This window comes from Exiguobacterium sp. LL15 (assembly GCF_024436095.1).
In the GTDB taxonomy this organism is placed as follows: Bacteria; Bacillota; Bacilli; order Exiguobacteriales; family Exiguobacteriaceae; genus Exiguobacterium_A; species Exiguobacterium_A indicum.
The window spans coordinates 1544630-1568012 of the sequence record NZ_JANFNX010000001.1; the positions used below are offsets into that span (position 1 = coordinate 1544630).

At 47.0% G+C, this 23383-nt stretch carries 29 protein-coding genes and 1 other annotated feature; of the genes, 12 read left to right on the forward strand and 17 right to left on the reverse strand.

Annotation, left to right across the window (positions count from 1 at the left end):
* The first annotated feature begins 103 nt into the window (after positions 1–103).
* Positions 104–973, forward strand: coding sequence for a helix-turn-helix transcriptional regulator (locus tag NOM72_RS08095; RefSeq protein WP_255998689.1), 870 nt, complete (start codon positions 104–106; stop codon positions 971–973).
* A 74-nt stretch (positions 974–1047) separates the two neighbouring features.
* Here the strand turns inward: NOM72_RS08095 and NOM72_RS08100 are convergent, their stop codons facing one another.
* From NOM72_RS08100 to NOM72_RS08135, 8 genes are all read right to left on the reverse strand, one after another.
* Positions 1048–1842 (reverse strand): ankyrin repeat domain-containing protein, encoded by a 795-nt coding sequence (locus NOM72_RS08100; protein WP_255998691.1) that lies wholly within the window; start codon positions 1840–1842, stop codon positions 1048–1050.
* A 118-nt stretch (positions 1843–1960) separates the two neighbouring features.
* Positions 1961–2548: an AAA family ATPase gene (locus tag NOM72_RS08105; protein ID WP_255998693.1), complete on the reverse strand. Its 588-nt coding sequence runs from the start codon at positions 2546–2548 to the stop codon at positions 1961–1963.
* A 29-nt stretch (positions 2549–2577) separates the two neighbouring features.
* A complete protein-coding gene (locus NOM72_RS08110; RefSeq protein ID WP_255998695.1) occupies positions 2578–3357 on the reverse strand; it encodes a phosphotransferase family protein in 780 nt (259 codons plus the stop codon).
* 19 nt (positions 3358–3376) lie between these two features.
* Positions 3377–4342: a LacI family DNA-binding transcriptional regulator gene (locus NOM72_RS08115; RefSeq protein WP_255998697.1), complete on the reverse strand. Its 966-nt coding sequence runs from the start codon at positions 4340–4342 to the stop codon at positions 3377–3379.
* Positions 4317–5165, reverse strand: coding sequence for a Cof-type HAD-IIB family hydrolase (locus tag NOM72_RS08120; RefSeq protein WP_255998699.1), 849 nt, complete (start codon positions 5163–5165; stop codon positions 4317–4319). The genes NOM72_RS08115 and NOM72_RS08120 overlap by 26 nt, the downstream gene beginning before the upstream one ends.
* A 114-nt stretch (positions 5166–5279) precedes the next feature.
* Positions 5280–5753, reverse strand: coding sequence for an NUDIX hydrolase (locus tag NOM72_RS08125; protein WP_255998701.1), 474 nt, complete (start codon positions 5751–5753; stop codon positions 5280–5282).
* A gap of 20 nt (positions 5754–5773) precedes the next feature.
* A complete protein-coding gene (locus NOM72_RS08130) occupies positions 5774–6184 on the reverse strand; it encodes a hypothetical protein (RefSeq protein ID WP_255998703.1) in 411 nt (136 codons plus the stop codon).
* A gap of 30 nt (positions 6185–6214) precedes the next feature.
* Complete coding sequence (locus NOM72_RS08135; protein WP_255998705.1) at positions 6215–6901, reverse strand: glyoxalase; 687 nt, start codon at positions 6899–6901, stop codon at positions 6215–6217.
* Positions 6902–7033: 132 nt separating this feature from the next.
* Here NOM72_RS08135 and NOM72_RS08140 point away from each other — a divergent pair, with 132 nt between their 5' ends.
* Both NOM72_RS08140 and NOM72_RS08145 read left to right on the forward strand, forming a co-directional pair.
* Positions 7034–7690, forward strand: coding sequence for a carbon-nitrogen hydrolase family protein (locus tag NOM72_RS08140; RefSeq protein ID WP_255998707.1), 657 nt, complete (start codon positions 7034–7036; stop codon positions 7688–7690).
* 58 nt (positions 7691–7748) lie between these two features.
* Positions 7749–8000, forward strand: coding sequence for a hypothetical protein (locus NOM72_RS08145; protein ID WP_023468034.1), 252 nt, complete (start codon positions 7749–7751; stop codon positions 7998–8000).
* Here the strand turns inward: NOM72_RS08145 and NOM72_RS08150 are convergent.
* The 3 genes from NOM72_RS08150 to ileS are packed head-to-tail and all read right to left on the reverse strand — an operon-like array spanning position 7979 to position 12051.
* On the reverse strand, positions 7979–8455 hold the full coding sequence (locus NOM72_RS08150) for a GNAT family N-acetyltransferase (RefSeq protein ID WP_255998709.1): 477 nt from the start codon (positions 8453–8455) through the stop codon (positions 7979–7981). The genes NOM72_RS08145 and NOM72_RS08150 overlap by 22 nt on opposite strands.
* Positions 8456–8471: 16 nt before the next feature.
* Positions 8472–8957 (reverse strand): SMI1/KNR4 family protein, encoded by a 486-nt coding sequence (locus NOM72_RS08155; RefSeq protein ID WP_255998711.1) that lies wholly within the window; start codon positions 8955–8957, stop codon positions 8472–8474.
* Between the two features lie 10 nt (positions 8958–8967).
* Positions 8968–12051 carry an isoleucine--tRNA ligase gene (gene ileS, locus NOM72_RS08160; protein WP_255998713.1) on the reverse strand — a complete coding sequence of 1028 codons (3084 nt, stop codon included), beginning with the start codon at positions 12049–12051 and terminating at the stop codon, positions 8968–8970.
* A gap of 56 nt (positions 12052–12107) precedes the next feature.
* Positions 12108–12353 (reverse strand) — a binding site (T-box leader).
* Positions 12354–12438: 85 nt separating this feature from the next.
* Between ileS and NOM72_RS08165 the strand changes: the two genes are divergently transcribed.
* A complete protein-coding gene (locus NOM72_RS08165; RefSeq protein WP_055967513.1) occupies positions 12439–13023 on the forward strand; it encodes a GNAT family N-acetyltransferase in 585 nt (194 codons plus the stop codon).
* Here NOM72_RS08165 and NOM72_RS08170 read toward each other — a convergent pair.
* The 4 genes from NOM72_RS08170 to NOM72_RS08185 all read right to left on the reverse strand — a co-directional run bounded on the left by NOM72_RS08170 (position 12992) and on the right by NOM72_RS08185 (position 14475).
* Positions 12992–13522 (reverse strand): hypothetical protein, encoded by a 531-nt coding sequence (locus NOM72_RS08170; RefSeq protein WP_162236798.1) that lies wholly within the window; start codon positions 13520–13522, stop codon positions 12992–12994. The genes NOM72_RS08165 and NOM72_RS08170 overlap by 32 nt on opposite strands.
* Before the next feature lie 6 nt (positions 13523–13528).
* Positions 13529–13912, reverse strand: coding sequence for a hypothetical protein (locus NOM72_RS08175; RefSeq protein ID WP_035397856.1), 384 nt, complete (start codon positions 13910–13912; stop codon positions 13529–13531).
* Positions 13905–14114 carry a helix-turn-helix transcriptional regulator gene (locus NOM72_RS08180; protein ID WP_023468028.1) on the reverse strand — a complete coding sequence of 70 codons (210 nt, stop codon included), beginning with the start codon at positions 14112–14114 and terminating at the stop codon, positions 13905–13907. Before NOM72_RS08180 ends, NOM72_RS08175 begins: the two co-directional genes overlap by 8 nt.
* 136 nt (positions 14115–14250) lie before the next feature.
* Positions 14251–14475 carry a DUF2188 domain-containing protein gene (locus tag NOM72_RS08185; RefSeq protein ID WP_255998717.1) on the reverse strand — a complete coding sequence of 75 codons (225 nt, stop codon included), beginning with the start codon at positions 14473–14475 and terminating at the stop codon, positions 14251–14253.
* Between the two features lie 146 nt (positions 14476–14621).
* Between NOM72_RS08185 and NOM72_RS08190 the strand changes: the two genes are divergently transcribed.
* The 3 genes from NOM72_RS08190 (at position 14622) to solA (ending at position 18522) form a co-directional block, all read left to right on the forward strand.
* Complete coding sequence (locus NOM72_RS08190; RefSeq protein ID WP_055967505.1) at positions 14622–15092, forward strand: DUF2975 domain-containing protein; 471 nt, start codon at positions 14622–14624, stop codon at positions 15090–15092.
* Positions 15093–15623: 531 nt separating this feature from the next.
* Positions 15624–17321, forward strand: a complete 1698-nt coding sequence (locus tag NOM72_RS08195; protein ID WP_255998720.1) for a methyl-accepting chemotaxis protein — start codon at positions 15624–15626, stop codon at positions 17319–17321.
* A 70-nt stretch (positions 17322–17391) separates the two neighbouring features.
* Complete coding sequence (gene solA, locus NOM72_RS08200) at positions 17392–18522, forward strand: N-methyl-L-tryptophan oxidase (protein WP_255998722.1); 1131 nt, start codon at positions 17392–17394, stop codon at positions 18520–18522.
* A gap of 70 nt (positions 18523–18592) precedes the next feature.
* On the opposite strand, the gene NOM72_RS08205 is transcribed toward solA, so the two are convergent.
* Complete coding sequence (locus tag NOM72_RS08205; protein ID WP_023468025.1) at positions 18593–18862, reverse strand: hypothetical protein; 270 nt, start codon at positions 18860–18862, stop codon at positions 18593–18595.
* Between the two features lie 149 nt (positions 18863–19011).
* Here NOM72_RS08205 and NOM72_RS08210 point away from each other — a divergent pair, with 149 nt between their 5' ends.
* Together NOM72_RS08210 and NOM72_RS08215 are read left to right on the forward strand one after the other, a co-directional pair.
* Positions 19012–19530 (forward strand): helix-turn-helix domain-containing protein, encoded by a 519-nt coding sequence (locus NOM72_RS08210; RefSeq protein ID WP_035397867.1) that lies wholly within the window; start codon positions 19012–19014, stop codon positions 19528–19530.
* Between the two features lie 76 nt (positions 19531–19606).
* Complete coding sequence (locus tag NOM72_RS08215) at positions 19607–20698, forward strand: hypothetical protein (protein WP_055967499.1); 1092 nt, start codon at positions 19607–19609, stop codon at positions 20696–20698.
* A 223-nt stretch (positions 20699–20921) separates the two neighbouring features.
* Here NOM72_RS08215 and NOM72_RS08220 read toward each other — a convergent pair whose 3' ends face one another.
* Positions 20922–21272, reverse strand: coding sequence for a hypothetical protein (locus NOM72_RS08220; RefSeq protein WP_055967497.1), 351 nt, complete (start codon positions 21270–21272; stop codon positions 20922–20924).
* Positions 21273–21468: 196 nt separating this feature from the next.
* Here NOM72_RS08220 and NOM72_RS08225 point away from each other — a divergent pair, with 196 nt between their 5' ends.
* From NOM72_RS08225 to NOM72_RS08235, 3 genes are read left to right on the forward strand one after another with little or no spacing between them, the layout of a single operon-like run.
* Positions 21469–21696 (forward strand): PLDc N-terminal domain-containing protein, encoded by a 228-nt coding sequence (locus tag NOM72_RS08225; protein WP_056060843.1) that lies wholly within the window; start codon positions 21469–21471, stop codon positions 21694–21696.
* Positions 21693–22577, forward strand: a complete 885-nt coding sequence (locus NOM72_RS08230) for an ABC transporter ATP-binding protein (protein ID WP_255998726.1) — start codon at positions 21693–21695, stop codon at positions 22575–22577. Before NOM72_RS08225 ends, NOM72_RS08230 begins: the two co-directional genes overlap by 4 nt.
* A complete protein-coding gene (locus NOM72_RS08235; RefSeq protein WP_255998728.1) occupies positions 22574–23344 on the forward strand; it encodes an ABC transporter permease in 771 nt (256 codons plus the stop codon). Before NOM72_RS08230 ends, NOM72_RS08235 begins: the two co-directional genes overlap by 4 nt.
* Positions 23345–23383: the final 39 nt, after the last annotated feature.

A 23383-nucleotide genomic window follows, 5' to 3' on the forward strand; every position in this document is an offset into this window, starting at 1 on the left:
GAGTCCTGCCGATGATTCTCGATTTATTAACGTCCATTGTAGCGGAAATATTGCATAGTCAGATGTACTCGCCTTCTACGAAGCGCTCGGAATTAGCTGAACGATGACTGTCATCGATGTCATCCTTAAAGATATCGAAACACATCTATTTGATGATTGGCTGGTGGAACAACTAGCAGAGCGCCATCACTACTCCACTTTTCATTTCGGACGACTCTTCAAACGGCAAGTCGGTCAGACACTTGGGGAATATGTCCGTTTACGTCGTTTGTCGGTCAGCGCCACTCTTTTAAGAGACGGCGTCGACTTGCTCGAAGTTGCATTGATGTGTGGGTATCAGTCACAAGAAGCCTATACGCGGGCGTTCAAAGGGTTATATCATTTACCTCCACGAAAATATGTAAAGCTGATGGAACTAATGACGAATAAGGAGATGATTCAAATGGAAGAACAGCATGTAGAAGGTTGGTTCTTAAGCGGTAGTCATGCCGGATCTTACACGCTTAAGACCGATTCAGAGATCGTCCATCAAGGACGTAGCTCTGGAAAAATCAGTTTTACATCTGACACGGAAGAAGCAGGCATGTTCGGTACGATGATGCAAAGCATACAAGCAACTGCTTATCGGGAGAAGCGAATCATGGTCGCAGGTTTTCTGCGAACGGAAGCAGTCGAAAGGGCAGCCATCTGGTTTCGTGTCGATGACGTCCACGGTGACCCGGTACAGTTCGATAACATGACGAATCGTGGGTTGACCGGTGACCAGGACTGGACGTATTGCGCTTGTGTCCTTGACGTACCACTTGAAGCCGCATCGCTTCACTTCGGTGTATTACTTGAAGGAAGCGGAACCGTTTGGGCAGATTCATTCATCTGTCATGAAGTTCAGACATCTATTCCGTCTACGAATCAATTACCTCAGGAGATTCTTCCGTTACATCCGACGAATTTGTCGTTCGATGTAATCATTTAATGCGAATGCAAAAAGATCCAACGTAGAAGAACCGTTCATCGGTCTTCTGCGTTGGATCACTTTTTTTGCTCATATCATGACAACGCATCAATCTCTTTTTGTCGTAAAATCTCCGCAATTTGATGATGCTCGTTCGCAAGAGCTAGATCGCGTGCGGAATTCCCTGCAGCGTCGCGGTGAAGCGGATTTGCTCCATAAGAAAGTAATATGCGGACGATACGTTCGTATCCCTTCGCGCTAGCTAGCGTCAATACCGTCTCCCCGTCCTCTGATGGGCTCATCTCATGATCTGCTCCTGCTTTGAGTAACGACTTAACGGCTTTCGGATGATTATTTTCAACCGCTAAATACAGTGGTGTGATGCCCTCTGGTCCCTCTGCCTCGATTTCCGCTCCCGCTTCAAGCAATAAGGTAACTTTTTTTGCTTTCCCTGCCTGAGCGGCAATGTGTAGAGGCGTCATTCCCTCACCCTCTTCAGTTCGTTCGTGTAATAATTCCATATCCTGAGCCAATTGACGCAGGATTTTTTTATTGCCAGACCGACCTGATATTAGATGTAGTGCTGTAAATCCATCACCTGTTAAATCTAAATAGGCGCCGCGCTTCATTAATAACAAAGCAATCTCAGATTTCCGGTCATACAATGCGATGTGTAGCGGCGTCATTCCATCTTGATTGGGTAGATTGATGTCTGCTCCGTGGTCGAGCAACAATGCGACGATCGCGATGTGTCCTTCCTGGATTGCCCAGTGTAGTGCCGCGAATCCTTCTTCATCCCACTCATTCAGATCATCCCCTCGTTCGATACAGCGCATGACCTGCTTCTTCTTCCCTAGAAAGGCTGCATCTTGAATGGATCGCTTCCCCATGTCGGTTCGCCCCTTTATCAACTCTGTCGTTAGTTCATTTTACAACAACCGGCTTCAGGAAAGCGAAAAAACCATCTTGAGCAGCGCCAAGATGATTTTACCTAGTGAACAAATTTTTTTATATGAATTTTCCAAACGCAAGTAACTGCATCGCTGCTCGTCGGACTTGTTCCGACGTTTTTGCTGTCGTATCAATCGGATATACCGAAAATTGTTCATACCATTTCTCTTCGAGCGCCCAAAGCGGTTGATGCTGTTCAAAAGATTGACGAGTTCTTTCTTGATCAGCGTCGCGCCGCTCTCGTAAGAGATGGTCTAATGCCTGTAAATAAATAATCTGGTCGGACCGACATTCTCTTAATGCTTCAAGTTCCGTCTTTAAACGAGATTCCATATCCCAGTCATGCCCATGTATCTGTGGATAATGAAGCGTGTAGAATTCAAGATCCTCCGGACCACGATCTAATATGATGTGTCCATCTGGAAAGTGGCGAAATCGTTCGATTTCCGCTTGAATGAACAGGCGCTGATTCTCAACGAATCCGTCTTCGGTATGGATGTCTAATCCGAGCTCTTTTCGTTTTTGAACGATCGGATATGGATTTTCATAATAGACATGCAACTCCGGGTAAGCGTCTTCAAGCGCTCGCGCTAATGTCGTCTTCCCTGATGCCATGCCACCTTGGATCGAGAGGATGGTTCTCATGAATGGTGTTCCTCCTACTTGTATATACTTTAAGTATTAAAAAAATAAGCGCCTAGGTCTGGATGACTGATCAATTCCTTTAACTGCCTTTGTTCTGCACTCGGGATTTGCTCAAGCGTCCTAAGAATGGCCATGAGTCGTAACCAGTCTGAAAGATTCGATAGCTGGATTGACGAAACAGCTTGATAACGGTCAAGATATTCGCGACAGACGAGACGTCGCATCTCGTCCGGCACCGCTGTTCCACCCGCTGCCCGCAGTAAGAGCAACGTCCGCGCGACATCCGCGATCGGTGGACCTGTCGTCGCATCATGCCAATCGATGACGACGAACGTTTCATCTGCTGTCACGAGGATGTTCTGGAAATGGAAGTCCCCGTGGAGCAATCCTTGCTGTTGCGGAACGAAAAGTGTTTGGAGTAATCGTTCCGCCTTCAAGCGTAACTCTAGTGATAGATGACGTATTTTGTGCTCGGTGACATCGTACCATTCAGGAGCTACACGCGATTGTTGCTGATGAATCCGTTGATGTAATGTCGCGAAGGCGTTAAGAAAATCTGTTATTCGCTCCGGTTCGAACAACTCTAACAATTCGCTGCCGTCGACCCGCTGCATCTCAATGAAAGGCGAATCTTCTAATTCAACGGCATATACGTTTGGTGTCGGGATGGCCGTCCGCTCAAGTTCTTCGAGCATGCGAAATTCCTGAGTGATCCGTTGTTTTTCAATCGATGCTTGAAAGTACTTACGGACTCGTTCGTCAGAGATCGTCATCACGGTAGCGGTAGCACCGGTTTTTTCCTTATTCATCTGTATAACCCCCAGTCTCTTATGTCGTTTGTCGAATCATCAAAGAAGGTTCCAGTAAAGAACTAGCGCTTTCACTCTGATTCAGCGCGTCACTCAATAATTGTTCTGCTGCCAGTCTGCCAAGCATTACAACCGGTTGTCGGATCGTTGTTATTTCAAGCGCTCTGGCAATTGGTACATCATCAAATCCCGTAATCGCGATATCCTCTGGCACCCGAATGCCATCCTTGCGAAATTGATCGATAAGACCCGCTGCGACTTCGTCATTGCCGACGATGATGGCGTCTGGCAAGTCTATCGTTAGAAGTTGACCTGCTAGTGCTTGTCCGTCTTCGAAAGAATAGCACCGATCCGCGTTCCATTGAATTCCATGGCAGAGCGTAGACGTCTTGAGATATTGGTCGAACGCCTCCCGTCTGACTCTTCCGACTCCGCTATCTGGATTTCCAAGACAGAGACCGACTGTTTTTGCTCCTCGTTCTTCTACATGTTGCAGCAACATCGTCATCGCTTTTCCATGATTAAAAAAGAGCGACGGCACGATATCCTGATGGTCTTCGCAGGCAACGACTGGTCCAACCGTCCGCATCGTTTCAAGTAACTGCGGCTGACTGATGGCGCCAATGATCAATCCGTCAATCCGCTTATCGCGAAGGTATTGCATACTCGCTTCTTCTTTTGCTGGATCGTGTTCCGTCTGGATGACAAGGAGTGTGTGGTTTCGTTCCATGCACACCTGACCAATCCCCTCGAGTAATTGATGAAAAAACGGATGACCCACACGCGGCACGAGGACACCAATCGTATTCGTCTTACCGCGTGAGAGGTTGATCGCATTTCCGTTCGGACTATACTCCAGTCGCTCCATCACGTCTAAGATGATCCGCCGCTTTTCTTTTGAGACATGCTTATGACCGTTTAAGACACGGGATACCGTCGACTTCGAGACACCCGCTTGTTTAGCGATATCCGAGATGTTCGCCATACTGTTCCTCCTTCGTTTGTTCCCATCGTTCTAAGCCGTTTAATGCCTTCGCTACACCGTCCTCGTCATGATCACTGGTGAGGTATGTCGCTCTGCTTTTGACAGATGCTTCAGCGTTTCCCATGGCAATCGATGTTCCCGCCACTTCGAACATCGGTAGATCGTTTTGATTATCACCGATCGCAATGATGTCCTCGGCTGTCATCCCGTACGCTCTCGCGATGTCTTGAAGGGCAGTCCCTTTTGTCACGCCGTTTGCCATGACTTCTAAGTTATAGGCACCTGAACGTGTCACGGAACAGATCTTCAGCTGAAGGAGTTGTTGCTCGAGGTGTTCGAGCTGCCATCTGTCAGGTGAGACGAACATGAATTTGATGACGTCCAGTTGATCGATTGCGATTTCGTCAACTTCCTCAACACCGTATTGCGTTAATTGAGCCTGAATCGCTTCTTGAAACGCACGATCTCCGCCTTGAAGAGCAGCAAGCGAAAACTGCGGTAACAGGATGTTGTCTTGTAGATAAATATGTATGAATACGTTTGTAGATCGTACGATCTCCCAAATCGTTCGACTGCTGGAACGGTTCAAAAAACACCGTCTACCTTGTCCCACCTCGACCTCTGCCCCGTTCGCACCAATGACCGGACAATCCAGTCCGTGTTGCGCTAGAATCCGTCGTGCATCAAAGGCAGCTCGCCCGGTGACGATGATGACGATATCTCCTTTATCCTGCCGTTTCTTGATGGCTACCTGATTTCCCACCGAAATTCTGTGTTCCTTATTCAATAACGTTCCATCTAAATCAATCGCAAAGCATCGCATCGCGTGTCCTCCTTTTCGTGTCCTCTTGATGCTACAGGCTGAAACGCGTCCCAGTGCAACAAAAAATCTTGAATGAACAGTTCATTCAAGATTTTTTGTTTTTTTTCCTTTTCTTCAAATGGAGACGTGATGCGCTGTCCGTTGTTTCTGAACATATTCCATCAAGATCGGTCGTTCCGGTGGATTGAGGTTTTCTGGTAGCTGATCGATAGCGAAAAATCGTAATTCTGCGACTTCTGACGGATCCCGAACCACTTCACCGGTATAAGCCGTACACAGAAATGCCGAAATGACATTATAGACTTCATCCCCATGCGGGTACTTATAGTAAAACGCATCACCCGAATAGACGTTCAATAATTCGAGCTGCTCTGCTTCAAGACCGGTTTCTTCCCTTAATTCTCGTTTTGCTGTCTCTACGAGCGTCTCCCCGATCTCAAGCGCTCCACCAGCGAGTCCCCAGCAACCGTTATCTTGCCGAAGTTGTAATAAGACTTCTTGTTTATCGTTGACGACGATGACACACGCCCCTGCCATGACGAGCGGTCGTGTGCCGACGAGTTTTCGTAATTCTGTGATGTATCCCATGTCATTCAGTCCTTTTCCATTTAAATCACTCTCGTTCGGACGCGCATCCGTTTGAGTCCCGTCAATAGGATACACAACAAGATGATGCCCGAAACGAACAGTACGTACGTATGAATCGTAAAGAGGGAACGGAAATCGATTACGGCAACATTCTGTTGCACCTCAATCCAACTACTAAGTAGGATTCCGCTGATTGTAAATAAGATGAGTACGCCGACCTGTCGACGTGTCAACGTAACATACGTCAAAACGCGCATGCCTTCACGGATCACGAACGGTAGGAGAACGAGGAGTGCTGCGACCGGTAAGATGACCGGGTCACCGCCTTGCTGAGTCGGCATCGAGCGGGTCAAATAACCAAACAGAAAAAAGAAACCACATACGAACAACAATAATCCGAACGCGATACTCGCATTCACCGCTTTATTCATCTTACTTCCCTCACTTTTTAGAATAATGAATTATGAAGAAACGGCACTTTGATGCCATACGCCCGCTGCATCAAGCCGGACCCGATGTCTGCCGTCGAGTTCCATCTCGATCGGACTGACCTTCGCCGTCTTCGGTGAGAACAACCATGTCCGTCCTTCCGGGACGAGCAAGATATGCGTTCCATCCGCGACCGGTCCGAGGAAGTTGAGTGACGCGCCGTTGAGCGGACGTTCCCGTCGCTCGAGAACGCCGATTTCTGCTAACTGCTCACCCACTTCAAGCACGTCTTTCACCGTCAGACTCATCTCACCGATTCCAAGGATGTCGGATATATCAAACGTCGGTTCCGCTTTAGATGGATTGATTTGATGCCGCGCGATCAACTCCAAGACATTTTCATCTGGATCATAAAAATAGCAGGAATGCGAGTCCGTGAAATCAAAATAAATCTCGTCCTGTCCATCTTCGATCAAGAGTGGTGTCCGTTCTACGAGCCACGCTTTTCCTTGTTGGAAGACGTTTTCCGGAATGTTGAACGCCATATGGTATTGCGTGTCAACATCGTCCGTCTGTCGATACGTCAGTTGATCGGTACCGATTTGCAACGTAAACGAATCGTTCGTTTCCGAGACGAGCGGGAATCCGATCTGATTTATGTAAAAATCTTTCATTGCTTGTAGATGACGTGTCACAAGAATGGTTTTTGAAATGTTCATGCTGATGACCTTCCTTCATTTGCAGTAAAATTTATCAAAAAGCGATATGCTTTATTTTACCACTAATGGTAAAATCATGACGAATGGAAAGTCTGATTTTTCAGATATATTTATACCTGAGAGGATGTTTTGATGAAATTATTAATCGCTCAACCAAAACGCGAGACCGGACTCGAACAATTCGAACGTGAAATCGCCGCTTATCCTGAAGTCGATCTGATTGTCTACCCAGAAGGCTATTGTAAGGTCACGGAACTCGAACGCGTGCAACATCTTGCCAAGCAGTTCGAAACAGCAATCGTCCTCGGTTACAAAGATGAAGCGAATCTCGATCGCGCTGTCATCATCGATGCGACCGGGACGATTCTGTTTGATCGCGCAAAAACACCAGAAGCCGGACCGCTTTATACACCATCAACAGCAAACGACGGGTCATTCCGCTATGGATACGTCCTCTGTCGCGAAATCTTCTTAGGAAACGACGGACTACGCGAGGAATCCGGACTTGATCTCATCTTCAATCCGATTGGCGTCGGCATGTTTAGCGAGGATCAGTACGTTGAGTGGTCCGGTGAAGCGCGTATCATCAGTCAGGCGCAACGAGCACTCATGATCGGAACGAGTCATGCCGATGGTTCGTACCGCAACTGTGGTTTTTCGATTCCGATTGCCTTCATCTATGACGAGACCGGTGAACCGTTGCTGTTGTCTCATAACGATACGCGGACACGTCTGTTTGATACGGTCACGCGTCACGTCGAAGTCGTCGGTACACCCTCTCTATCGTAAACGAACACACGCTTCTTCCGGTCAGAAGAAGCGTGCCATTCCTTCAGGAGGTGCTCTTATGTCTCAAACAGGTCGTGCGACATTCTTTTGGAAACGATACTTCTATGTCTTCTTTCCTTTGTTCCTCTTCGGCGTTAGTCACGAATCATACCTGGTCGATAATCCGTTAGCTAACCTTGAGGACATCGGCGAGTTCTTCTTCTTCTTTTGCCTTTATCTGTTTAATTTTGCCGTTCTTGCCGCTCTTTTGACGAATCTGTGGTGGTGCTTCCTTCCGACAAAACCCGCTCATTCCGAAACCGATTTTTGATAGGAAACGAGTGTCGCCCGTTCATTGAGCGGTTGACTGACACCCGTCAATCGGTAACCCATCTTCTCATAGAAATAACAGTTACGTGTCTCTTCGCGAATCGTCCGCAGTTCCCATGTCGTTGCAGCCGGATACGCTGTTTCAACGAGCTGTAATGCGCGTTGGGCGATTCCTTCACCTTGACGGGCTGGATCTAAGAACATCGGACTGATCGCGTAGCGACTCGGTGCTTTCGCAACGACACAAATCCCGCCGACGACGACATCGTCGACGATGATTTGATGAAACGTACTGCTCGGATGCGTGATCCGGTGAATGACACGATCGATCGATTCGTTCGCCGGATTCGTTGCAAAATCTTGATACCGCTCAAGCGTTTCTGAAAACGCCTTGATTTGAAGCGTATGAAGCTTCGCAGCGTCTGCAAGAGACGCTGTCTGTAATTGAATGTCCACTGAACCTCTTCCTCTCTTACCGGAACCACTCCCAAAATGGTGTGCCTTGCGCGACGATCAAGTAGTCGAGCCATCGCTCGAAGCCGAACGGCATTGCGTCTTCTTCCCATTCCTCGAAATTAAGAAATTCCCCACTCCAGATCCGATTTCCTGCCGGGCGATTCATCTCGTAGACGATCCACTCCCCGTCTGGTCCTGCGCCGATCGCTAAGAAGTTTTCGGGACATTCCCAAATCTCGCTATACGTCAGGCAATCCTCGATTGAAAAGAGTTCGAATCCATCGTTGTAGGATAACGTCTCGTGCTGAAACAGCTTCGCCCCGTTATGTTGACGTAAGAACGCCTGATAGTCGTCTGCCGTCCACGCAGGTAACAGCGCGAGCTGTTCGTCCGTCGCTCCTCGGTTAAAGATGAAACGTTCTCGGGCAACATATCCTTCTTCTTTTTGGACCTGTAACAAACCGTCGACGAGTCGACCTTTTAATGCTTCTAATGCAATCATGTTCTTCTCCTTAACAATATTCTTTCGTTGGTGTGAACGAGACACCGACATCGTGTCCGCCTAGCTGAACATCCCCTGCTCCTTGTAGCGGTTCAGTTCGCACGGAGGATAAGGAAAGGTGTTTGAATAACAAAGGCTCAAACGTCTCGACGATTGGTTGGAACGTCGCATCGACCGACAAGACGAGATCGATTCGTACGTCCCGCGATAACGCTTGTGCCTTTCGTTCCGACTGGATATAACGGACGAGCTCCCGCATCCAGCGTTCTTGCTCCAGTGTTTCCGTGATTCGTGTATCGAGCGTCACGGTGAGTCCACCACTCGTCGCAGCAGCAAAGCCCGTCTGGACGATTGGTTCGACGATGACGTCCGCTTGACGCACTTCGACTTCATCGCCTGATGTGGTTTGATAGATCAATCTTCCGGTCTCAAGCAAGTCGGAAGTCTCCTGTACAGACAATTGTTGTAGCCATTGATGGATCGCGTTCGCTTGCTGTGCGAATTTCGCTCCGGCTACGCGGAAGTTCAGTTTAAGACGGAACTGTGTCGTCGCTTGCGTCGTCGGGACGATTTGGACGTCTTTTACATTCAGTTCCTCTTGGATGATTGCCGTATAGTCCGACCACGAAAAGGTTTCACTCGATTGGACGCTTAAGCTAGCAAGCGGTTGTTTGACTTTTAAGGCGTGCGTATTACGCACCTGTCGTCCTAACTCGACGACAGAGACAACCTGTGCCATTTCGTATTCCAGATCAGGTCGGAGCATCGATCGATCGGCAACCGGATAATCCGCTACATGCACGCTCATTCCTGTCAATCGTTGATAGACATCATCGGCAAGGTACGGCGTGAACGGAGCGAGTAGTCGTGCCGTCGTCGAAAGTGCGAAGCGGAGTGTCGTATACGCGGCTTGTTTTTCTTGCGACCAATCAGCTTGCCAGAAACGTTCTCGAGAACGGCGGATGTACCAGTTACTGATCTCATCGACGAGTTGCGCAAGACTCCGTGCTGCTTGAGTCAATTGATAATCGTCCATCGCATCCGTCACGTCTTGCGTCGTCTGATGGACACGCGAGAGCAACCATTCGTCGAGACGCGTCCGTTTTTGCGGACGTGAGCCATCAAATCCGTCCAGCTTGGCATACGTCAGATAGAACTGGACGGCATGATCCAGTGTATCGACTAATTTTGATTTTGCTTCTTGGACGATCCGCTCAGCAAACCGTTTCGTACTCCACGGACTGCTGTCGACGAGTAGCGCCCAGCGTAAGCTATCAGCACCATATGCTTCGATTAACGCCACCGGATTGAGGGCATTCCCGCGACTCTTCGACATCTTCTGTCCGTTCTCATCGAGGACGTGACCGAGTGCGAGGACACGCTTATAAGCAGGCTGTCCCGTGAAGAGTGTCGAGATTGCTTGCAAACTGTAGAACCAGCCCCGTGTCTGATCGATGCCTTCGATAACGACATCGGCTGGATAGCGGTTAAGCGTCTGCGTCCGTGACGGATAATGCTGTTGCGCGAACGGCATCGCTCCGCTATCAAACCAGACATCGATGACTTCGGGTGTCCGGTGCATCACTCCCTGACACGTCGGACACGAGACCGATAACGCATCAACGTATGGTTTATGCAACTCGACGGATTCCGTCGATGTCGTCGTCCGGTGCAACAAGTCAGCCTTGTTTTTTGGAACGAACGTCGTGTCACACGCTTCACACTCCCAGACGTTCAGTGGTGTACCCCAGTAGCGATTACGACTGATGTTCCAGTCGACGAGTTGCTCGAGGAACTTCCCGAACCGTCCTTCCTTGACGTGATCGGGGTACCACGTCACAGATGCATTGTTCGCAAGGAGTTGTTCCTTGACGGCCGTCGTCTCGATGAACCAGTTGTCTTGTGCGTAATAGAGCAGTGGCGAGTCACATCGCCAACAATGCGGATAGCTGTGCGTATAGCGTTTTTTCGCAAACAAGCGTCCCTGTTCAGCGAGCAGCTGGATGATCGCGACGTCTGACTCCTTGACGGATCGACCAACGAGTGGTGGAACGGCATCCGTGTAACATCCAGCAGCATCGACGACATTAACGAATGACAGACCGTTTTCCCGGACGACCCGGTAATCTTCTTCCCCGTACGCTGGAGCAAGATGGACAAGTCCGGTTCCGCTCGTTGCTTGGACGAAGGACGCCCCGACGACCGTATGACCATTCTCTGGCGTCACGAAATCAAACGGTGGTTCATAACGCAAACCGACGAGTTCCGCACCGAGCTGTTCGGATACGACCTCGACGGATTCCGAGAACAGTTCAGCGACTAACGCTTTAGCGACAATGAATCGCTCTCCTTCGAACGCTACTGTGACATACGTCAATTCCGGATGAACCGCCACCGCGACGTTTGCCGGTAACGTCCACGGTGTCGTCGTCCACGCTAGTAGAAATGTCTGTTCCATGCCGACGATCGGGAGTTTGACCGTCGCCGATAAGTCCGTCACGTCCTGATAGCCTTGCGCGACTTCATGGGAACTGAGTGACGTCTGACAGCTCGGACAATACGGTGATACACGATGTCCCTTCGTCAACCATCCTTTGTCATGGATCGTCCCGAGAATATGCCAGACGCTTTCGATATACTCGTCCTCCATCGTCACGTAAGGGTCATCCATGTCGACCCAGTAGCCGAGTTTTTCCGTGAAGGCACGCCACTGTGTTTCATAGGAGAAGACACTTTCCTTACAGCGTGCGATGAATGCTTCAACACCATAGTCTTCGATCGCTTGTTTGCCGGAGATGCCGAGTTGTTTCTCGACCCCGAGTTCGACCGGTAGTCCATGTGTATCCCAGCCAGCTTTTCGTTCGACCCGGAATCCTTGCATCGTCTTATAGCGGGCGACGGTATCCTTGACGGTTCGTCCGAGTGCATGACCGACGTGGGGTAAGCCGTTCGCGGTCGGCGGTCCTTCGTAGAATACGAATTCCGCTTCCGTGCGTTGTTCAATCGATCGTGCGAAGACTTGGTCTTGTTTCCATCTGTTGCGGACACGCTCCTCGCGTTGTTGTACGGTTTCTGCTTGATTTTGTGACGTCATCTCTTGTTCGCTCCTTTGTCGGTAACTAAGAGAATACAAAAAAGTCCGCCCCCTTTGACAGGGACGGACTTCACCGCGATACCACCCATATTCCGCCGAGAATGCTTATTCTCGACAGCACTTAGTTGCACACTATCATGCGCATTCCATGTAACGGTGGACACCCGGTCACGCTTACTGAATGGTTCAGCGTGACTTCTCAGAGAGGATCTTCATGATTGATCTGGCTACCGGCTCTCAGCAATCCCGGTTTTCTGTAAGGCAGAGGGACAATCATTACTCTTTCTCGTCAACGAAATGATATGCTCTTGTTGTGGAGAATCTTACCATATGACTTAAAGACTGCACAACAGCTTTATACATTTTCTTGCAAAGGAGTTTTTTTGAATGTTACATACTTTCCCAACGCTTAAAACGAACCGTCTCGTCTTACGCGAAGTGTTACCCGAAGATGCTACGAGTGTCCTCGCCTATTTATCAGACGAACAAGTCGTCAAACAGATGGGGCTCGACCCCTTTCAATCAGAAGCAGACGCGCTTGAAGAGATTGACTGGTACGCTTCGATTCGTCGCGATGGCACGGGTATCCGGTTCGGGATCGCGTTACAAGAAGACGATGTCATCATCGGCAGTTGCGGATTCTTGAATCAGTCGGCACGCCATCAGCGGGCAGAACTTGGTTTTGAGTTGAATCCTGCCTATCAGGGACAAGGCATCGCGAAAGAAGCAGCACTTGCAGTCATCACATATGGGTTTGAGAAGCTCTCTTTAAATCGTATCGAAGCACTTGTCTTACCAGCAAATACTGCTTCACACCAATTGCTTGAACGGCTTGGATTCCAGCGGGAAGGGTTGCTTCGTCAATATGAGAAAACACGTGGTCAGTTCGATGATTTGTATATGTACTCGATTTTGCGGAGTGAGTGGTCTGTCAAAGATCTCACTTTAGGTTCTTCGACTCTAACTCTTTGATCCGTCGGTAGACTTCTTCTACTTCTGATTGCGCAAACCAAGCATCGGGATGCTTTTCAAACATCAACAAATTGATGTACCATTCGATGTTATCAGGATCTAGTTCGACTGCTTTTTTTGCATGGAATAAAGCGATTACGCAAGCTCCCTCGAGATGGCAAAGTGGATGTAGCATCAATGAAGATGTCAAATCATGTATCTCGCTCGATTCGTGGTGTTGGAGTAAATAATTCATAAAGGCATATATCGTGAGATGAAACGTATCAAACCCTGCACTAAGAATCATGTTGAATTGCTCTTCTTTTGTTAACTCTAAAAATAGTTTCGCTGCTTTCTCGAAATCCATCTCAGCAATATGTTTCCTTAATCGGTACTCTAATTCTGTCACGGTGATTCCCTTCCTCCATAAAAAATCGCTGTTAATTGGCACTTGCACTTTTACACGAGTCGTCTCTCCCAGTAATGTATCTAACATCCATTGCAGAAGATCGACTGCCATTCCTTTTCATCGATAGGATCGTGCCTTTAGGAATTCAATGATCGGCAACAGTGTCAGTCCGATCGCGAACAAGACGATCAATAACAGATTCGCTGATTCATGCAAAAAGTAATCGAGACAGATGAATCCAAAAATCAGGACGATCAGAATTTTGTAGCTAACGAGCCCACTCTCCGTCGTAATCTTTTCTCCAAGTTCATCATTCGGTGTCGGTCGACTGTCTTCTCCTGAACGTGCCCACGTAAAATACGAGAAGAACATGATCAACAAAATCGCCAATTGAACAATCGAGAAGAACGTTACGTTGTTTTCGATGATCATACTAATGATGGTAAGACTCGCCACTATCACGAGCGTTACTAAAAATAAACCCGTTTTTTTCTTAGACATCCCATTCCTCCTGTTCTGAAATGAACAGATGATCGACTTGTGTCTGCAATACTTTGGCGATATTAAACGCTAATTGTAAAGTCGGATCATACTTGTTGTTTTCAATCGCATTGATCGTCTGCCGACTGACCTGACAGCGGTCAGCCAGTTCTTGTTGCGATAATTTTGCCGCTAGACGTCGCTCCTTAATGTGGTTTCTCATGTCCATTCCTCCACGACGTGTCAAATTCTTTTTACATCTCTACTGTAATGAAATTCCATCCTCATGTCAAAAACATTTGACACGAAAATCATTAAAAAACACGTTCTGATGCCCAGAACGTGTCGTATATGATAGCTCAACCTCGTGGTGGAAATGGATCGTGTCCGTAGGAATCTTTTTCGCGAATCTGCCCTTCTTTGTTATGAATGACAAGCTCCGTCTTCTGTTTTTTCGCAATCCGACGCCCTTCTGCAATCGCTTCTTTCTGTGTAGCAAATCGCTTTGTTGCTCGAGTCGCACCAGCAGCTATCACTTGATAGCCACCTTTAGAATGTGGCGTGACATGTTGCTCTCGTTTCATCACGTGACCTCCATTTCCTTAATCTATTTCATCTTAATGACACTATTTTAAAGTGCGGTTGCCTCTTCACTTGAATTTTCTACTAGCCTCTCGGGGGATGCAGTATACTAAAAGAAACGTTTGTTGCCTCGAAAGGAGTTGATATCGTGAATCATTTCGTCTGGCAAGTCCGGTTTTTACGCTTTATCGTCTTCGGTATCATCTTCAGTCTGTTCGGTTTAGCTGGTCTTGGTATCCCACTTGTCTGGCATGGTATCACGAAAAACTTGTTACTCGAGCGACCTGGCTACAGTGTTCTATTGACCGCATACCTTATCTTCATCCCGACTCTTTTGATTTTATTCCATGCGCTCCGAATCCTTCGATATATGTCGATGGCTCCTCCGGCTTTTCCACTCATCACTGCTTCCATTCAATCGATGAAATTGTCTTTTTATATCGTTGCTATTTTAACGGCATGTCTCTTTCCCGTCTTTTTCTATATTGGTCAGATTGACGACGCGCCTGGTCTGATTATCATCGGAATGGGTTTGATTCTTACTCCGTTGACAATCGGAACGCTACTTGCCTGTATCCAACAATTATTATTACGCTATGTGTTGCCGATGAAATCCTAACGTGAACGACCGAAAAACAAGTGCTCATGATTGTTTTTGTCATTCTAGCCGTTGCTTTTCCTACCTAGCACTTTGTTCAATCTCGCTCCTAAGAGCGGGATTTTTTAATTCGCGTCACATTGATGGCTATCCTGATGTCCCTGTTTCAACAGAATCTTCGATTGACAACGTAGACATGTCATCAATCGAAATGTGGCTTTTTTTGTGCTGACCGCGTGTCTTCGTAATTCATTTTCATATACATGTCTTGCCTTGATTCGATGATCAACTTCACTTTCCATCTCAATCCCTCTTCCCTCAACTTGTATTTTTTTCTATCTAATATGTGCCCTGAATCATTCTTAATAAATCCTTTTTTAAGAAAAAACGGTTTTTCTTACGACCTTTTATAAAAAAATCGTCAAAAGGTCCTGTTTAATATGTATTTTAACGACCGATAAATGAATTACAGATAGAAAATATGAGTTGAAAGGACGGTTGCATGTGAAAAACACAACCAAGAACCATTCCATCCGAACACGTCTTTTAGTAATGATCAGTTTGATTTTGATTGCCTTTTTTGTTTTTAGTAGTCTGGCCTTATACTTCAATACGAAACAAACTGCGGTCTCAACGCTGAAAGCGACCGCCGAAAAGGACGCGCTTCGCATCAGCAAAACATTCGACACAGTGGCTTATAGCGAATTCCTACAATCGCCTGTCGCGTCCGAGCAGTATGAAACCCTACGGAATCAACTTGATACCTTACGTAAACAAAACGGACTCTTGTATACATACACAGCACGCATCGACCAAAACAAGGTCCGTTTGCTGATTGACGGTCTCCCTAAGAAAGATGCCGCAAAGATTAATGAACCGGCGAGTGGCGCAAAAGTTACTGACATGAAGGACGTATTAAATGGTGGAACACACGCGACGGACATCATTGATGATCCTGTATATGGACAGTATATGAGTGTCTACGTTCCGTTAAAGGATGCGTCTGGTCAAATCATCGGAATTCTTGGCGTCGACATCGCTGCGAAGGAAATCGATGCCCTCACAACAGAATTATTAAAACAAAATGCTCCGATTTTCATTGGACTTTTACTTCTTCTGTTAACGGCCACACTCATATTGCTCTACATCGTCCTCGGTCGAAAGTTACGTCCGCTCGAGACGTTACAGAAAGTCGCTGCCTTGATTGCCGAGGGACGACTGGATCAGGCAAAACAGACGTTGACCGATTTGACGATTGCTTCGAAAGACGAAATCTATGCGCTTGCGATCTCGATTCGTGATATGAACGAGATGCTGCGGACGATGATTGTCGACATCAAACAGACTGCTACCCTCGTCTCGACGACGAGTCAATCGATCGACCAAAGTACGTCGGAAGTACTCGACGGTTCTGAGCAAATCGCTCATACGATGTCGGAAATCGCGACCGGAACCGAAAGTCAGACCCAAGTCACGCTTTCATTGAATGATGAGATGAATCGGTTCGCAACATTGATCGAGACGACGAATCAATCTGGTGTCGAAATTCAAGGAACGACGGAGCAGATGGCAACACTGACACGAGTCGGACGGGAGCAAATGTCCGCTTCCGTCGAACAGATGCGTCACATTCATCAGCACGTCACGCAATCTGCTGAACAGATTGATCTACTGAAACAGCAATCATCAGATATCCAAACGCTCGTCGGTATCATCCGCGGTATTTCCGAGCAAACGAATCTACTCGCCCTTAATGCCGCAATTGAAGCAGCACGGGCGGGGGAACAAGGCAAAGGATTCGCTGTCGTTGCGACCGAGGTCAAGAATCTTTCGAGCCATGTCGCTAGCAGTGTCAGTGAGATCGCAACGATCGTCACGTCAATCGAAGCCAGTGCGCAGCAGATGCAACATAGCTTTAAAACGACGGTCGAAGCAACAGCAGCCGGTGAACAGATCGTCCTCGATACGGATACGACGTTCGAACGATTGACGGATCAAGTCATGCACGTCTCAACGGCAACACAGCAGATGACGCAACAGATGGAAGACGTCTTGCAGGCAGAACGGTTCATTCGCAATGCCTTGACGGAAATTGCCGCTGTCGCGGAAGAACATACGGCGAGTAACGAGGAAGTTGCCGCTGCGTCTGAAGAGATGATCGCGACGATCACGACGCTCCATACGCTCGTCGGCGATTTGAACGACCGGACAGAACACTTAGAACAAGAAGCCCGTCGATTTGAGATTTAATCTTTCATTTGTTCTTTTCTAGTTCTCACTCTATACTGGTGTGAACTTACATATGAAGGAGTCGAACCAAATGTCCCATTATGATGTCATCATCGTCGGTGCCGGTTCCATGGGGATGGCAGCCGGCTACTATCTCTCACGAACCGATCAAAACATCTTACTACTAGACGCCCATAATCCTCCGCATGATCAAGCGAGCCATCATGGCGAGACACGGATCATTCGCCATGCCTACGGGGAAGGTGAAGCTTATGTGCCGCTCGCCTTAGCCGCGCAACGCTTGTGGTATGAGTTAGAACAGATCAGCGGTCGGAGTCTGTTTCTGAATACCGGAGTCTTAAACGCTGGTCACCGCTCGTCCCGTTCGATGCAGACGATCATCAGGAGTGCAGCGCAATATGATTTACCGCTTGAGATCCTGACGGCTGACGAAATGAGAACGCGCTGGTCCGGCTTAACGATGCCCGACGAGTATATCGGTTGTTTTGAACCGACGTCCGGTGTGTTGAAGTGCGAGGATTGTATTGAAGCATACCGCGATCTTGCTGTCGCGAACGGTGTCGACATCCGGACGAATGCGAAAGTGACGACGCTTACCGCCCACACTCATGGTGTGGACGTAACCGTCGGAACAGACACCTACTCAGCTGACGCGTTAATCGTCGCAGCCGGTGCCTGGTCTGGTCCGTTGCTCGAACAGACTGGACTCTCCTTACCGCTGCGCCCTATCCGTAAGACGTTCGCCTGGTTCGAAGCAGCGGAAGAGGTATTCAATGACGCGGTGTTCCCTGCCTTCGCCTTTGATACACCCGCCGGTTATTATTACGGTTTTCCAAGTATCGCTCAAGCCGGTCTGAAAATCGGACGCCACGACGGCGGCATCCCGGTTGATCCGAATCAACCACGCCGTCCTTTCGGTCAAGAGACGGGTGATCCGGCTGATTTACGACAGTTCACGAATACGTTCATGCCCTCAATCGATACTTTAGCTCACGGCAAACCGTGTCTCTATACGATGACGCCAGACGAAGATTTCATCATCGATTTGCATCCGGACTATCCGCACATCGCGATCGCCGCCGGCTTCTCCGGTCACGGATTCAAGTTCAGCAGCTTAGTCGGAAAAGTACTCAGTGAATTGATCATGGAACGATCGACGACCGAACCGATCGGACCGTTCGCGATTAAGCGATTTAAATAATTGAACACATGAAACGATAAAGACCGGCAACGAAAATGCGTTGTCGGTCTTCTGTATCAACGGTATGATGTCACACCGATTCATTCGATTCTTGCTGATTTTTTGCAGCTAGCTTTTCACGCTGTTTTTTCTCATCCTCAGTCCACCAGCCGTGGATCAGTAATACGAGTCCAAGGATCAATGCACCGATTGGAAAGTATGTTAAGTAGTATTCGCCAAGATTTTCTCCTAGAAACTCTGGTGATAACTCAACATACGCACGAAACATCTGAACGATGAAGAATAAGAAAAAGCTTGTAATGAGTGCATATGTACCATAGCGATAACTTGTATTTTTCATATGACGACTCCTTTCTAAAACATACTCTAATCTAAATCATTCAAGGAATACATCAAATTCCCTCTTTTTACATTATCATTTTTAAGAATGTTTCCAAAAGCATGATAAGATAGTTTTAGAATCGATTGAACGAAGGAGTGAAACACGTCGTGAACTTTAACTTATTCAAAAATCATGTCCGGTTTAAGATTGCACTTGAATTAATTGATCGCGAAGACGGTTTATCAATCATGCAACTGAATCAACGCTTAACGGATGTACCGCAGTCGACCTTATACCGGCAAGTCAATGCGATGATGGACGATCAGTTGTTGAAGGTCGTCGCAGTCCAGCGTGTTGGAAAAGTCGAAGAGAAGATCTATGCCTTGAACACAAGCGGCTATCAAATCAGCGAAGCAGACTGGAACAGTGCGACGTACGATGAAAAAGTGAACTTCGTCTCGTTCTACTTCATGTACGTCTTGCAGCAGTACCAGACGTACTTCGAACAGACAGTTCAAACGCAAGGTCAGGACCATTCGACGTTCTCGATCGCGAAATTGCAACTGACGGATGAAACCTTCAACGATTTCCAACAGGACATGCGAACATTGCTCGAAAAATATCATCACCTAGAGACAGAAGACCAGGCAACTGAACGGACCGTCTCACTCGTCATCTTGCCGTAAACACGCTCCGTTTCTAGAAGCGTATTTTCACCAAACTGAAACGAGACAACATTGCGAGGGAGAGAAAATAGACCCCATGAAACGGATCAAAGAAAATCTTGATGCAATTGTGCTGGATACGTTGAACGTAAAAGCAGAACAGATTCTAAAGATTGGTGAAGGAGCTTGGCACACTGTATATAAGTTAAAGAGAGTAGATGATCAAGACCTTGTGATTCGCATAAAAAAGAATGAAGCTTATGGGGAGTTGCAACAGATTGATAAACAAGAGCTGACTACAGAGTATGAGTCTACGAAAGCTTACTATTTACATGCCAATACAAGTGACCAAAATGTCTGTCCTGACTTTTATCAGTATTTTATTGAAGATGACACAGTATTTACAGTAGAAACGTTCATGGGTCGTGGAACGGATTTATTGTTACTCGATCAGAATAAAGCCCATTCTTACGGTAAGAAATTAGGGAGAATTTATCACAATATACACAACCAGAAAACCTCTATTGTTGGTTTCGGGGAACTGCACTGGCAAGGGGAAACTTTACAAGGTAGTGATTTAAGAAACGAGGATAAATTATGGCAGGATGAAAATGAACACGTCTTAACCGCCTTAAATACTCTCATCCACTCTAATCTTTGCTTTGATAAAGAAAAAGTCAGTCAGCATATTCATGCTTTAATTGAAAATAGACGAACTCAGGTTCAAAACATCTCGCTCGTGAATCAAGATGTAACACCAGAAAATTTAATTTTAAGTGATAAACACATTGCAATCATTGATCCGTTTCCAAGATTGGATTTTGATTTGAAATATGCGGCTTACTTCGTTTTTTGTTACAAATTTCTGCTACCAGCCTTTTCAAATGCACCACGATACATAAAGCAAGCGTATCAAGAAAAAAATAATGTTCTTAACAAAATCGCTGACGGATTCATAAGTGGATATTGCTTTAACGTGGTTGGAGACGAACGCACCACTCAAATTCAACGATTACTGGATGAATATACATTATGGATATTGCAAGAAGCGTATGAGCACTACGATATTCTACATCAGCCTCAACTCACTCATAAAACAACGCAACAGATGGGAAATCGAGAAATGATCACTGCTCGGTTACATCTATGCCTCGAAGAATTAGAAAAATGGTGTACGGAATCAGAGTAGAGGCTGACGTAAACTTTAGTCTCTACAAAGATAAAAAGAATGATGCTTTACACACCACTCCTATAGGAAAAGCGCATTTTTGCGCTGTCAGAGACAAACAAGCCAGTTTTCCTGCTTGAATGAAGCAGGAAAACTGGCTTGTGCCTCGCCTGAGGAAAGGGCGTGAGAAAACAAATCATTCTTCTTTTGAGATAGCTTTTTTTATGTATCGCACTTGGTTTCGTCATATGGAAACAAGAGATGATGTATCGAGTTCTTCACTTTCAATTACGATCGCTGTTAACCCCGTATCCGTCTTCGTTTCATGCCATTCTCCTTGATTCCAAAACACGGCTTCCCCACGCTGAACATTTATGTAGTCATCCGTTTCCCCTCTTACAAAGCCCTCACCCTCTACAATTAATAGAAGTTGCGGCACGACAGCCTGGTGATAACCGACCACGCCATCCTTCTCTAAATGGATGCATCCGATGTGCGTCACTTTTTCAGTTTGCATGATTCGCGACATCACAAAGTTCGAATCAAATTTCGTGATCTTCTTACCAACCTCTTTTTTGAATTGATAAATCTGCATATAAGCCTCCTTAAAATCATGATTCGTTTATAGTTCGTCTTTCATTTAAACTATTTGATTCAAATCTCATTTGGAAAATTTTGATAAGAGAAGTTTATCATAGCTCTAACTGATTGAGAACTAACGATGATTCGTCCATGGCATTGACTTTTCTATTTTCATTATTGATAATGGTAATAGAAAAGGAGGGTTTTTCATGAACACAGATTTCTCTGCCTTATCACACATCGACTGGGAACGATTCCTGCCCCTATTATTGATTTACATCTCCATCAACCTGATTCTACTCAGCTGCGCCTGTATCGATTGGTTTAGACGGAAGGACCGGATCGCGACACCGACTACTTGGTTATTGATTATTCTCCTCGTCCAGCCGATTGGCTCGATTCTCTACTTCGTCCTCGGAAGGAGGATGACAGCATGATTCAGATTTCTCATCTCCAGCTTTCACTTCAAAGACGTCTTATCCTAGACGATATTTCCTTTACGATTCACGAACATGAATGTCTTGGACTGATTGGTCCGAATGGTGCCGGAAAGACGACACTCCTGAAATGTCTGAGCGGCATGATCGAGAGTGACCGTGGTTCCATCACGATGTCTTCGCGCTCCATCCGTCAAAACCAGCAATCGATCGGCTACTTATCACAACAGACCGACTTTAAGCCTTGGATGACATGCGAACAATCATTACGTTTTTTCGGTCGCTTGTCAGGTCTCGATCGCGCAACGTTAAATAAGCGGATTCCGAACGTTCTAAATGAAGTTGGACTCCACGATCAACAAGCAGAAGTCATCGAACGCTTGTCCGGCGGGATGCGCCAACGTCTCGGAATCGCCCAAGCCATCTTACATGAACCGATATTTTTGATTCTCGACGAACCGGCTTCCGCCCTTGATCCGAGTGGTCGACATGATATCAATCAATTAATCCTCCGCTTAAAGAAACGGATGACGATCATCGTCTCAACGCACCTCTTAGAAGACGCAAAGACGTGTTGCGATCGCTTCCTCGTCATTAAGCACGGAAAATTGTTAGGTCCACTCGACAATCAACGCAACGTGGATCAATATCGGATTCAAGTCGAGACGCTTACAGCTGCCCCGTCTTTTTCTGCGACACTATTTCCACGAGTCGAGATTGATCGAATCAACCCGTGCTGCTATCAGTTCTCCGCACAGCAGCCGCTTGACCTCTCACAGTTAGCGACCACTCTGATTCAGCTAGGATGGTCGATTGCTTCGATTGCCTATCAACCGATTGGACTCGAGGAACGGTTCCTCGACATGGTGGCAGACGTATGAGGACCTTTTATACACTGACATGGACCGAGTGGTTGGAAGCATGGAAAGAATGGAAAATCGTCTGGTTACCGCTGTTCTTCATTGCCCTCGGTGTGACACAACCGTTGCTGTTGATGTACATGGATGTCTTACTCGCACACGTCGGAAATGCAGACGGAATCATCGTCGATCCGAATCGTCCTACTCCGCAACCGCTTGACGTTTTCAGCGCAACGATTCACGGACAGTTCAATCAGCTCGGCTTGATTGTCCTGATCATGAGCCTCATGGGACTGCTTGCTTCAGACCGACAAACTGGCATGCAGGATTTCATTCTGACGCGCCCTGTCTCCCGGAATGTTTATCTGCTGTCGAAATGGTTCAGTCACGGGATGATCAGTCTATTCGGGATTTTGATCGGCGCACTCACGTCCTATTGTCTGACCGTCTATTGGTTCGGATTCCTTTCGCCGATGCTTGCGCTACGCATCATTAGCGATTTTAGTCTTTGGACGTTATTCGTCGTCGGTCTGACACTACTGATCAGCACCTTTTTGCGACGTGCTGTTCCAATTGGTATCCTGTCGCTCGTCGTTTCCTTACTACTTGTTGCACTTCCTTCGCTAATGCCAGATGTATTATTTTTCACGCCTGGTGCGCTTCTGTCGCTTCCATCGAACACGTCGTTTTTTTCTTCGTCCCATCTAATCGGTGTCGCTTCTTGTCTCGTTTGGATTACCCTAACAATTGGCTGGTCTGGTCTTCGGTTTCGAAAAACGCCTTACTAATCCTGCTCTACAATAAAAAAGGATAACGGAGCCGTTCAG